The 11,610-nt window shown below is 64.3% G+C and carries 9 protein-coding genes; 8 read left to right on the top strand and 1 reads right to left on the bottom strand.

All coding sequences use genetic code 11. The features are described 5' to 3' along the window. Positions 1–7 precede the first annotated feature (7 nt). From LT40_RS10705 to LT40_RS10675, 7 genes are all read left to right on the top strand, one after another. Positions 8–1,930, top strand: coding sequence for an HAD-IIIC family phosphatase (locus tag LT40_RS10705; RefSeq protein ID WP_043189801.1), 1,923 nt, complete (start codon positions 8–10; stop codon positions 1,928–1,930). After that, positions 1,923–2,174, top strand: coding sequence for an acyl carrier protein (locus LT40_RS10700; RefSeq protein WP_043189800.1), 252 nt, complete (start codon positions 1,923–1,925; stop codon positions 2,172–2,174). Before LT40_RS10705 ends, LT40_RS10700 begins: the two co-directional genes overlap by 8 nt. Before the next feature lie 3 nt (positions 2,175–2,177). Further along, complete coding sequence (locus tag LT40_RS10695) at positions 2,178–3,191, top strand: hypothetical protein (protein WP_052393393.1); 1,014 nt, start codon at positions 2,178–2,180, stop codon at positions 3,189–3,191. A 132-nt stretch (positions 3,192–3,323) separates the two neighbouring features. Continuing rightward, a complete protein-coding gene (locus tag LT40_RS10690; RefSeq protein WP_052393392.1) occupies positions 3,324–5,693 on the top strand; it encodes an ATP-binding protein in 2,370 nt (789 codons plus the stop codon). Between the two features lie 40 nt (positions 5,694–5,733). Further along, a complete protein-coding gene (locus LT40_RS10685) occupies positions 5,734–6,138 on the top strand; it encodes an antitoxin Xre-like helix-turn-helix domain-containing protein (protein WP_043189798.1) in 405 nt (134 codons plus the stop codon). Continuing rightward, on the top strand, positions 6,132–6,824 hold the full coding sequence (locus LT40_RS10680; RefSeq protein ID WP_043189795.1) for an RES family NAD+ phosphorylase: 693 nt from the start codon (positions 6,132–6,134) through the stop codon (positions 6,822–6,824). Before LT40_RS10685 ends, LT40_RS10680 begins: the two co-directional genes overlap by 7 nt. A gap of 97 nt (positions 6,825–6,921) precedes the next feature. Then, a complete protein-coding gene (locus tag LT40_RS10675; protein ID WP_043189792.1) occupies positions 6,922–7,791 on the top strand; it encodes an EthD domain-containing protein in 870 nt (289 codons plus the stop codon). A gap of 91 nt (positions 7,792–7,882) precedes the next feature. On the opposite strand, the gene LT40_RS10670 is transcribed toward LT40_RS10675, so the two are convergent. Further along, positions 7,883–10,291, bottom strand: coding sequence for a DUF3772 domain-containing protein (locus LT40_RS10670; protein WP_043189790.1), 2,409 nt, complete (start codon positions 10,289–10,291; stop codon positions 7,883–7,885). Positions 10,292–10,528: 237 nt separating this feature from the next. On the opposite strand from LT40_RS10670, the gene pstS reads away from it, so the two are divergent. Continuing rightward, positions 10,529–11,560 carry a phosphate ABC transporter substrate-binding protein PstS gene (gene pstS, locus LT40_RS10665; protein ID WP_043189787.1) on the top strand — a complete coding sequence of 344 codons (1,032 nt, stop codon included), beginning with the start codon at positions 10,529–10,531 and terminating at the stop codon, positions 11,558–11,560. Positions 11,561–11,610: the final 50 nt, after the last annotated feature.

Genomic DNA, 11,610 nt, shown 5'->3' with positions numbered 1-11,610 from the left:
ACGGACAATGGAACAGTTAGCCTGGCTTGCACAACACCCGAACCTGGGCGCGGCGATCTCGACCGCCAAGTCCTTGAGCGATCCTGTGGCGCGGCTGCACGAGACGGCGCGCTTGGCCGCCTACCGTCGCGATTTCACCCTGACATTGCGTCTGGATCGCCTGGCGCAGCTAGGTATCGACCTGCTTGCCCGTCAAGGGCAGCAGGCGGTACCGGGCTTCACATCGTTGCGCATGGCCGTGCTGGCCTCGCACACCGTCGACCATCTGCTGCCGGGCATCCGCGTTGCCGCGCTGCAACGCCAGGTCGGCATGTCGCTGTACCTGGCGCCCTACGGCTTGTATCGGCAAGCCTTGCTGGGCGACGATCCAGCGCTGAAGGCGTTTGCCCCGCAGGTGATCCTGCTGGCCCTGGATGCCCTGGATTCACCGCCCAGTTGCGCCCTGTACGCCAGCGCCGGAGAAGCCGAGCACGCCGTGCAGGCGCGCGTGGAAGAGCTGCGCCTGCTCTGGCGTCAGGCCCGCGAGCGCTACGGTGCCCAAGTCATCCAGCAGACTCTGGTGCCCGCCGGCCCGGCGCTGTTCGGCCATTTCGACGCCTTGGTACCCGGCTCCCCACGGGCCCTGCTCGAGCGCCTCAACGCCGAAATTCGCCGCGCCGCGCGCGAGGACGGCGTGCTGCTCATGGACCTGGCCTGGAGCGCCGCGAGCGGTCAGTACGGCGATGGCCTGGCCGATCCGGTTCGCTGGCATCAGGCCAAGCAATTGGTCAGTCCGATCTGGGCACCGCTGTATGGCGAGCACGTGGCGCGCATTGCGGCGGCCGTGGTCGGTCGTTCGCGCAAGTGCCTGGTGCTGGACCTGGACAACACCCTGTGGGGCGGCGTGGTCGGCGACGACGGCGTGGATGGCCTGTACCTGGGGCAGGGCAGTGCCACCGGTGAAGCCTTCCTGGCGTTTCAGCGCTATGCGGCGCAACTGGCGCGCCGTGGGGTGATTCTGGCGGTGTGCAGCAAGAACGATATCCAGGTCGCCGAGGCGGCCTTTGAGCATCCGGAAATGGCCCTCGAGCGCAGCGACATCGCCGTGTTCATGGCCAACTGGGAAGACAAGGCCAGCAATCTGCGACGCATCGCCGAGCAACTGAACATCGGCCTGGACAGCCTGGTGTTCGTCGACGACAACCCTGCCGAACGCGACATCGTGCGCCGGGAACTGCCCCAGGTCGCTGTGCCGGAATTGCCCGACGACGTCGCCGACTACCCGGCGCGGGTGGCTGCAGGGGGGTACTTCGAGGCCATTGCCTTCACCGCCGACGACAGTGCCCGGGTCCAGACCTACCGGGCCAACAGCGAACGCCAGGCGGCGCTGGGCCAGGCCACCGACATGGCCGGCTACCTCAAGGGCCTGCAGATGGTCATGCAGGCACGCCCCATCGGCGCTGCGGAACTGGCGCGGGCGACCCAACTGATCAACAAGACCAATCAATTCAACCTCAGCACCCGGCGCTACAGCGAGGTGCAGGTGCAACAGCTCGCCAACACCCCGGGCGCGGTTGCCCTGAGTCTGCGTCTTACCGACAAATTCGGCGACAACGGCTTGATCAGTGTCGTGCTCGCACGCCCCGATGCGGCCTGCGCCAGCGACGAGCTGTTCATCGACACCTGGCTGATGAGCTGCCGCGTGCTGGGGCGCCAGGCTGAGCAGGCCGCCTTGCAGGTGCTCGCCCGCCATGCCGCGGACGCCGGCTACAGCGCGTTGATCGGCGAGTACCGCCCCAGCGAGCGCAACGCCATGGTGGCCGAGCATTACCCGCAGCTGGGTTTTGCCCAGGCGCCGAACCCCGATCCTGCTTCGACCGCCACCCTGTGGCGCTACCCGCTGGCAGCGCCATCCGACTTCAACCACCACATCGAGATCCGTCATGACTGAGACCACCACCGTATTGCAGGAACTGACCGAGCTGTTCCGTGACCTGTTCGACGACGAAAGCCTGGTGCTGAACGACGACACCACGGCCGACCAGGTCGAGGGCTGGGACAGCCAGATGCACGTGATGCTGATCGTCGCCGCGGAGCAGCGCTTCGGCATCAAGTTCCGCACGGCGGAGCTGGAGTCGTTGCGCAACGTTGGCCAGTTCATCCAGCTTATCGACAGCAAACGTTCCGGGAGTTGACCCATGCAACCGACCGCACAGCCTCACGCCTCGCAGCCCGGTAGGGCGGCCATGGGTCCTGCTTACCTGATCTGGATAGGTGTCGGGCTGTTCGGCAGTCTGGCCCTGTTCGCCAGCCTGATTCTCGGGCTGCGGGCCACTGGCAACCTGCCGCCACCGGCTTTTTCCAACAGCTTGTGCGCGGACGAGAAGCTGGCGTTCATGCGCGACCATCCGGTGCCGGCGCCGAACCTGCTGGTGGTTGGCTCTTCGGTGGCCTGGCGTCATTTCGACGGGCAGACCGTGGCTGAGCAGGCACCCGGTGTACGGCCACTCAACGGCGCGTTCTGCGGGCTGCACGCCAACCAGTCGGTGTACGTCGCCAACTGGCTGCTGGACCGCGAAACCACGGTCAAGCAGGTGCTGATGATCGTCGATCCGCTGGATTTCGCAGGCTGCAGCACCGTCGCCACAGCTGTTTTCGATCGCCGCGACGCCGATGCCTATGTGTATGGACAAGGCTCGGCGTGGCTGCCCTACATGCGTTATTTCACCCCCGGCTCATTGTTGCGCAACGCCCGCACGGTCAAGGCCCAGCGCGCCGGGCAGGTCGAATTCGATCCACTGGTGTTCAACCGCTACGGCGACGGTCCGCTGGACACCGAAAATTCCCGCGGTTTGCTGTACGGCCAGCCCGAACCGCTCGACCCGACCTGCTTTGCTGCACTCGACAGCCTGGCCCAGCGCCTCGCGCGCGAAGGGCGCCAGTTGACCGTGGTGGCGACCCCGCTGCACCCGCAGTGGAAAGCCGACCACGATAGCCAGGGGCGCTTGCTCGCTCAATTCGACAGCGCACTGCGCCTGACCCTCGAGCGCAACGGTGCGCAGTTCTGGAACGCCGATACCGATCACCGGATGAGCCCCAGTGCCTTCGTCGACGCCATCCACTTGCGCTGGAGCGCTGCCCAGGCGCTGTCCATCGACCTCGCAGCGCGCCTGGCGCCAGTGTCCGAGATGGCTGTGGTGCAGCGTCAATAGCCTTTCCCGCGACCCGTCAGAACGGCATTCATGCGCTTGAAAATAACCGTTCAGGCGCATGCCAAACGTTAAAAACCTGTCACGGTTCGGCGCTGCTAGTCTGCCCCTACGTACCCCACGGGCAGCTGCACTATGAAGGCTTGGCTCATTTTCCTGATTGCGCTGTGCTGCAGCGCCTCGCTCGACGCGCATTCGCTGCCGTTGAACGACATGGAGCGGGCCTGGATCCGCGACAACCCGGTGGTGGAGTACGCGGTCGATCCTTACTGGCCCATCGAGTACGTGGAAAATGGTCAGCACCGGGGGCTGACCCGCGACTACATCGATCACATCCAGCGCACCACCGGCCTGCGCCTGGTCCGCGTGCCCAGCCCCGACTGGCAGGCGACCCAGCAGGCCCTGGCCACGGGCCGTTTGATGCTGGCTTCGGCCGTGTCCGAACGATTGCTCAGCGCCCAGCCGCGCAGCCAGTTGCTGTTGAGCCAGCCGTATTTCTTCGGCGCGACGGTGGCGATCACCCGCGCTGGCAGGCCGATGCTGTTCACTGCCAGCCGCCTGGCAGGGCAGACGGTTGCCGTAAAAGGCGGTGGCGGCTACGAAAACTACCTTCGCCAGCACCATCCCGAGGTGCGTCTGCTGTTGATCGGCGACGCCGAGCAGGCCCTCGCGGCGGTGGCCGAACAGCGCGCCGACGTGGCCATCGGCCTGGACGCGGTGCTGCAACCGGTGTTGCGCCGCAAGTACGCCGGGCGCCTGCACCTGGCCGGCGTGGTCGCCGACATGCCGGTGGTGCTGGCCATGGGCGTGACACCGAGCGAACCGCTGTTGCTGGCCATCGTCGACAAGGCGTTGGACAGCCTCACTTCCAAGGCGACCGACGACATCTATGACCGCTGGCTGGTGCAGACCGATTTCGGCGCGCCCACCTGGCAGACCCTGGCGCAGTACTACTGGCAGGAAATCGTCGCCAGCATCGCGCTGCTCGTGCTGCTCGCCACCTTGGCCCGCCGTGCCCGTGTGGCGCAACGGCGCGCGCAGCGCAGCGAACGGCGCATGGCGCGCTTCCTGGCCATGATCAGCCACGAGATACGCACGCCGATGAACGCGGTGCTGTCGGCCATCGAACTGTTGTCGCGCAGCCCCCTAGGCGCCCGCGAGCAACAGTGGGTCGGGCTGGCCAACGACTCGGCGGTGAACCTTCTGGAACTGCTCGACGACGTTCTCGAGATCACCCGTCTGGATGCTGGCGCGGTGCAGCTGGATCCGCAAGCCACCGATATGGTCGCATTGGCTCGCAGCGTCGCCGAACTGTACCGCCTCGAGGCCGAGCGCAAGGGTCTGGCCCTGGATTACCGCACGCAGGGGCTCGACGACAGGTCAGTCATGATCGATCGGCTGCGGGTGCGGCAGATCCTGTCCAACCTGCTGTCCAACGCGGTCAAGTTCACCCATCACGGCCAGGTCGGCCTGGCCCTTGAATGCCAGCCGCTGGACGACGGCGCAAGCGGCTGGCTCGACATCCGGGTCAGCGACAGCGGTGTCGGCATCGCCCCGGATCGTCAGGCCGAGGTGTTCGATGCCTTCACTCAGGCTCACGGCAGCACGGCCGAGCGCTATGGCGGCAGCGGCCTGGGCCTGGCCATCTGTCGTGAGCTGGTGCATCGCATGGGTGGCCACATCGCTCTGCGCAGCGAAGTGGGCCGTGGCACCGAGATCACGTGCCGGTTGCCGGTCGAGCTGCGGGCGTCTGCACCGCAACTACCGGCAGCATCGTTGCCAGCATCGACGGCGTTGGTGGTGCTGAGCAAGACGATTTTGGTGGTGGAAGACCATGTACTCAACCGACAGGTCATTGCCCAGCAACTGGAAGTGCTGGGCCACCGTTGCGAAGTGGTCGGCAGCGGCGCACAGGCGCTTGGGGCCGTGACCCAGCACGATTCCCTGGGCCTGGTCTTGCTCGATTGCCAGTTGCCAGACATCGACGGCTACACCGTGGCTCGGCGGATCCGGCAATTGCCAGGGGGCAGGGCGCATGTGCCCATCGTTGCCATTTCCGGCGCCAGCGATCCCGAGCACGTGCAACTTTGCTACGCCAGCGGCATGAACGATGTGCTGCTCAAGCCCTTGCAGTTGGCGGCATTGGCCCGGGTGTGCAGCCAATTCCTCGAAGTCGAGGACTGGCAGGAGCCGCCCGTGCCGGCCCTCGATGCGGGAACCCGACAGGCACTGGACCAGCTGTTGGTTGCGACCTGCCGGGACGATCTGCGTGAGCTCGCCCTGGCCTTGGCGCATCGGCAGCTGCCAGATGCTATTGCCTTGGCCCATCGCATGGAAGGCGCTGCGCGCATGGCCGGCGCACTGACCTTGGCCGACGTCATGCAGCGCCTGCAGCAGCACCTGGGGGCGGTACCATTGCCCGCCGAGGGCTGGCAGGCCTGGGTGGACGACGTGTATCGAGCACTGGAAAACCATGAACAGCAGATTGGCTCTGTAGACCTATAGGTGTTATCGTTGCGTCTATAGATCAATAGAGGGCTGGATCATGAACGCCTCGCTGCAGACCGTCGAGTTCACCCGCGACCAATGTGTGGCCGGTCTGCGCACCGCCTTGCGTATCCTGGATAAGTGGAATGCCTCGGGCGAGCAGGCCTGCAGGATCCTGCGCATCTCGCGCAGCACCTACACCCGCGGCCGACAAGGGGATGCCCAATGGTCGGTGAGCCTGGACATGGACCAAATGCACCGTATCAGCTTCGTCCTCAACATCCATGCCGCCCTGCGCACGATTTTCGACAACCCGGAAAACGTCTACGGCTTTCCGGGCATGGAGAACGCCAACGCCTTCTTCAATGGGCGCACACCGCTCGACGTCATGGCCCAGGGGGATTTCATCTCGCTGTACGAAACCTTTCGCCGTGTGGACGCGTTGCGTGGCGCACAATGGTGACGGCAGCGCGCTTGCCCATCTTGCCTGGTACGCAGGTGCAGGCTCATCGCCTGGTCAATTCGAGGTTTCCACCCATCGCGCTGTTCGACGATGTTGCCGACGCCGACGAATTCGAGATGCTCTACCGACTCCAGGCCTTGACCAATCCCCGGCTGCAAAACGAGATCGGTGCCCTGCAACTGATCGCCCTCGAACAGATTCCGTTCGGCATCGTAGGCTGTTCCTATGCCACCGCGCCGTTCACCCACGTCAACCCGGACGGCTCGCGCTTCAGTGACGGCAGCTACGGCGTGCTGTACCTGGCCGACACGGTCGAGACGGCGATTGCCGAGGTTCACCATCACCAGAACCGTTATTGGGCGAAGGTCGCTGGCTTGAACTACGAGCGGTTCGTATTCCGCAGCCTGGTTTGCGCATTCACTGACAGCGGCTGCCGGGATGCCACCCAGCTGTCGCCTCGCGACGCTATCTATGCGCCAGACGACTATAGCACCGCCAATGCCTTGGGTGCGCAGCTTCGGCAACTGGGCGCGGCAGGCCTGCTCTACCATTCGGTCCGCTCGCCGGGCAACCGCTGCTGGGCATTGATGACCCCCCGGCATGTCGGCTCGATCATCCAGAGCGCTCATTACGAAATGATCTGGAACGGTGGCATCACCAGCGTCAACCGGATTTCCAATCCCTAACAGCGCACTTCCCGTACGCGAGCGTAAGCAGTCAAGTTGAACCCGTGCCCAGCCACGGTCTCTGAACAGACACTGTTTCCAATCCCACGGGTGATGCATGATCGAAATCAACAGCTACACCACTGTCAAACGTCGACCACGGGTACCGCACGACATATTCGCCCACTACTGGCGCGATGTGCACGGTCCGCTGTGCGCGCGGCTTCCCGGATTGGGTCTGTACATCCAGCACCACCTTTCACGGGAGCAGGATGCGCACCTGTGGCCCCTGGCCGAAGGCATTCAGGAAATCAGCGACTACGAACTCGACGGCGGCGTGGAAATCGGTTTTCTGTCCGCAGCCGATCAAAAGCAGTTTCAGGACGCCAGCTCGCTGCTGTTCAGCGACGAGCAGAACATGTTCGAAGAAACCCTGGCCTACGATCTGCCCGAAGGTTCGATCAACCTGGTCAACCGCACCGGCGACGAGGTGATGAACGGCCTCGATCAAGCCGACCGCATCCATTTGCACCTGAGTCCGCGCGGCACGCTGGAAAGTCTGCATCAATACCTGCGCGACGAGCTGGGCCCATTGCTGGCGGCCAGCGAGGCGGTGCTCAAAGTGCGCCTGCACTTGTGCGCGCCTTTCGACAACGACGGCATGCATCCGCCTGCGCCGGACGTCGCGCACACTGCCACGCCGGTACGTGCGCAACTGGCCGTGCTGGAAATTGCGTTTGTCAGTCCGCTGGCGCGTCGGAAGTTTTTCCAGAGCGATGCGTTCCAGCAGTCTCAGGCAGCACAAGCCCGGCATATCGCCCAGCTCAAGGCATTCGCCGTGTCGGGTGTGTACACCTATGTTTATGACGGTGAAATCACCACGGCCGGCCTGCGCGGCAGTCGCGCTGCCGAGCTGATCGATTACCTGGGTGCCAATAACCAGATCACGGCGGATGTCGAGGTGCTGTTTACCCGGCAATCAAACTGAGCCATCAGCGTCCCCTGTAAAAACGCCTCTGGCCGCCGTACGGCGAGCAGGGGCGTTTTGCTTCATCGGGTTGCCAGCGCGAAGGCGACGATCAACTGATCGTTGGTTGTTCCTGAGCCGGGCTGGCGTCGACTTTGTCGTTGACCAACAACATGCTCTGCGGTGCCGACAGCGCCACGCCCATGGTGCGCAGGCGGTCGAGAATGGTGAACAGCAGGTCGCTGCGAACGCCGCCAACCGAGCGCGGGCTGTTGACGAAACCGCTGACGCTGATCAGCAGGCCCGCATTGGTCAGGTCCTTGAACGTCACCGAGGGTGCCGGCTCGCTCAGCACGGCCTCGTGCTCGGCATAGGCGGTCATCAACAGGTCGCGAATCTTCAGTACGTCGGTGTCCAGCGGCAGGGTGAGGGTGATGCCTACCACGCCCAGCGCGTTGCCCATGGTGACGTTGCGCACGTTCTGCGTGATGAACTGCGAGTTGGGCACGATCACCGTGGAACGGTCACCCATCTGAATTTCCGTGGCGCGCACATTGATGCGGCGGATGTCGCCTTCCACGCCGGCCAGGCTGACCCAGTCGCCGACCTTGACCGGCCGCTCGGTGAGCAGGATCAGACCGGAGATGAAGTTCTGCACGATTGCCTGCAAGCCAAAGCCGATACCGACCGACAACGCACTGACCACCCAGGTCAGGTTGGTCAGGCTGATGCGCAGCGTCGACAGCACGGCGATACCCAACAGCACGAAGCCGATGTAGCCGACCAGGGTCACCAGCGAGGCGCGCATGCCGGCGTCCATGTTGGTTTCCGGCAGCAGGCGGTCACCCAGCCAGTTCTTCAGGATACGAATGCTCAGCAGCCCGCCGACCAGCAATACCACCGCCAGCAGGATATCGCCCGGGACGATATTCAAGGCACCGAGGGATTTGCTGCCCACGTCCAGCCGGGCGAAGCTTGCCAGCAGTTCGCTGGGGTTCGATCCCGAGGGCATGAAGACCAGGATCAGCGCGATGCACAACAGCACGGTTCGGCCGATGCCGGCGAGCAACGTGCTGGCCTGGGCCTGGTGCCGTGGCGACAGGCCCAGCATCGCGCCCAGTGCCTGGCCACCGGCCTGTTTGGGCGAAAGCAGGGTTTCGCAGACGTCCACGAAGAACGTGGTCAGCAGGTAGGCAGTGGAGGTCACCAGGCTGATCCACAGCAGCTTGACCGTCAGTACATAGGCCAGCGTCAGGTAACCGCTCAACAGCCCGAGCAGGATGATGCCGACCCACACCGCCAGAATGAACGGGATCAGCCCGACCAGGCCGGCGGTCCGTTCGAGGGCGAGGCGGCGGCGGGTCTGACGTACGCGCACCAGGCCGTAGACCAGGATCAAGGAGACCACCAGTGCAGTCAGGCCGTTGACCGCGACGGACAGCGCCAGGCTGCTGGCGATCACACTGTTGATGCGTTCGAAAGTGCCGATCGCCATCAAGGCGAGTGCCAGCACCGCAGGCAGGACGCCGATGGCGGTGGCCACCGGGTCGGGAATGGTCGGCAGGCGCCAGGACGGGTTGGGCAGCATCAGCAGGGCGCGGCCCATGCCGACGATGAAGGCGCAGAACAGGATCAGCGTCTGCACCTGGTCGATCAGGTTGAGCACATTGGCGCTGGGTTGGGAGTGGCTGACGATGCCCCATTGCAGCAGCGAGGTCGCCGCGCTGATGGTCAGCACCGTGGTCAGGCCGGTGGCCAGGGCCAGTGTGCTACGGCGCAGGCGGCCTTCGGGGAACCAGCGAATCATCGCCCGCACCAGCAGCCGCTCGATCAAGCGCCTGGCTACCACCCACACCAGCAGGGCGCACACCAGCACGCCGATGAACGTGCCGCGCGAACCAGGCGCCATGGCGGTGGCGAAGACCTGGGAAACGTCTTGCCACAAGCCACCGAGCTTTCTCACGTCGTCGTCGGTGGGTTGAACCAGGCTGGACCAGAACGCGGAACTTAACGGGCTGGCCGAGCGTGTGCTGATCTGCGTGTCCAGCAGGTTGCGGCGCACGTTCAGAATCTGTGCCGCCAGGTCGCCCGCCGAAGTACTCAGCGCCGTGGTGTCGGTCTGGTCGGTGGTCAACGCCTTCTTCTGGTTGGCCAGGGTCCGGCGCTGGGTGGTCAGGGCCTGCGGCTCGTCGGGCTGAGCGGCGCCAAGCACATTGAGCTGGTCATCCAGATGGCCCATGTCCACACCCTGGCGGGCAAGCAGGGCGTCGGCCTGACGCTGCACCTGCAAAGCGGCCTGACGCAGGCTGGCGAGCAGGTCGTCATTGGCTGCCGTCGAGACCTTCTGCCGGATCTGGTCGAGCTGGTCGCTGAGCTGTGCCGGGGTGGCCAGGACTTCGGCCGGCGCGCTGGCGGTATTGGCCGCGGGTGCCGGGGCGGGTTCGGCATGGGCGGGCACGGTTGCCCAAAGGCACAGGGCCAGCAAGCCCATACACCAACGATTGATCATGGAATGCCGCATGTTCGGATTCTCTGTAAGCGGCGGTCCGCGCCCGCGAACCACCAAAGCGTATAAACGATGAATGCCCCTGCCTGCGCACTGGCGAGGCTCAGACAATAGCGGGGCGAGGTTACAACATGTTGCTGCAGTTGACGCGTCCGGTGTGCGCGAATTCAACCAAGCCAGTCGTCGGATTCATCAAACCGTAACAAAAGCTGTGCACAGTTCCGTTGCCCTTTATCTCAGTGAGTTTCTTTGATGAAAAGTTTGATGAAGTCTGCCGCGCTCGCCGTTGCCGTCTCGCTCAGCGCCAGCTCCATGGCCTTCGCTGCTGAAAGCGTCCGGCTGACCGGCTCCGGCGCCAGCTTTCCAGCCCCGATCTACCTCACCTGGTTCAAGGACTTCAGCAAGAAAACCGCTGGCGTCACTGTCGACTACCAGTCCAAGGGGAGCGGTGCAGGCGTACAGGACTTTTTGAACAAGACCGTCGATTTCGCCGCCAGCGACTCGGCCATGAAAGATGAAGACATCGCCAAGGTCGCCGAAGGCGCCCAGCTGCTGCCGATGACCGCAGGCGAAATCGTCCTGGCCTACAACCTGCCAGGCAGCCCCAAGGGCCTGAAACTGCCGCGCGACGTCTACTCCAACATCTTCCTTGGCAAGATCACCAAGTGGAACGATCCGCAGATCGTGGCTGCCAACCCGGACCTGAAACTCACCGACATGCCGATCACCGTGGTCGTGCGTGCCGACTCCAGCGGCACCACGGCGGTGTTCACTAAGCACCTGGCCACCATCAACCCGGCGTTCAAGGCTGACCTGGGCGAGGGCAATACCGTCAACTGGCCGGCCAGTGACAAGTTCATCAAGTCGCCCAAGAACGACGGCGTGACCGCCACCGTTCGCCAGACTCCGGGTGCGATCGGCTACATCGAGTACGGCTTCGCCAAACTGGCCAAGGTCGACTTCGCCGTGCTGCAGAACAAGGCTGGCAAGTACGTGGTACCCAACGCCGAAAGCGGTGCCGAGGCCCTGGCCGCAGTGAAGATGCCGGAAAACCTGGTGGCTTGGCTGCCGGACCCCGAAGGCGAGAAATCCTACCCGATCACCACCTACACCTGGATGATCTTCCGCAAGCAGAACGATGACCCGGCCAAGGCCAAGGCCATGCGCGACATGATCGAGTACAGCCTGACCGAAGGCCAGAAGATCGCTGACTCGATGGGCTACATCCCGCTGCCACCGTCGGTTGTCGAGCAGGTTCGCAAAGCCAGCGCCAACATTCAGTGACAGACGCGGGACCTTGCCCGGCAACGGCTTGACTGCCCTGCCGGGCGGGG

This window comes from Pseudomonas rhizosphaerae, assembly GCF_000761155.1.
Classification (GTDB): Bacteria; Pseudomonadota; Gammaproteobacteria; order Pseudomonadales; family Pseudomonadaceae; genus Aquipseudomonas; species Aquipseudomonas rhizosphaerae.
This window is presented reverse-complemented; position numbering and strand designations above follow the sequence as displayed.

Bases quoted from the DNA above. Each gene is read 5' to 3' on its own strand.
- LT40_RS10705 (WP_043189801.1), top strand. From the start codon at position 8: ATGGAACAGTTAGCCTGGCTTGCACAACACCCGAACCTGGGCGCGGCG.
- LT40_RS10700 (WP_043189800.1), top strand. From the start codon at position 1,923: ATGACTGAGACCACCACCGTATTGCAGGAACTGACCGAGCTGTTCCGT.
- LT40_RS10695 (WP_052393393.1), top strand. From the start codon at position 2,178: ATGCAACCGACCGCACAGCCTCACGCCTCGCAGCCCGGTAGGGCGGCC.
- LT40_RS10690 (WP_052393392.1), top strand. From the start codon at position 3,324: ATGAAGGCTTGGCTCATTTTCCTGATTGCGCTGTGCTGCAGCGCCTCG.
- LT40_RS10685 (WP_043189798.1), top strand. From the start codon at position 5,734: ATGAACGCCTCGCTGCAGACCGTCGAGTTCACCCGCGACCAATGTGTG.
- LT40_RS10680 (WP_043189795.1), top strand. From the start codon at position 6,132: ATGGTGACGGCAGCGCGCTTGCCCATCTTGCCTGGTACGCAGGTGCAG.
- LT40_RS10675 (WP_043189792.1), top strand. From the start codon at position 6,922: ATGATCGAAATCAACAGCTACACCACTGTCAAACGTCGACCACGGGTA.
- LT40_RS10670 (WP_043189790.1), bottom strand. From the start codon at position 10,291: ATGCGGCATTCCATGATCAATCGTTGGTGTATGGGCTTGCTGGCCCTG.
- pstS (WP_043189787.1), top strand. From the start codon at position 10,529: ATGAAAAGTTTGATGAAGTCTGCCGCGCTCGCCGTTGCCGTCTCGCTC.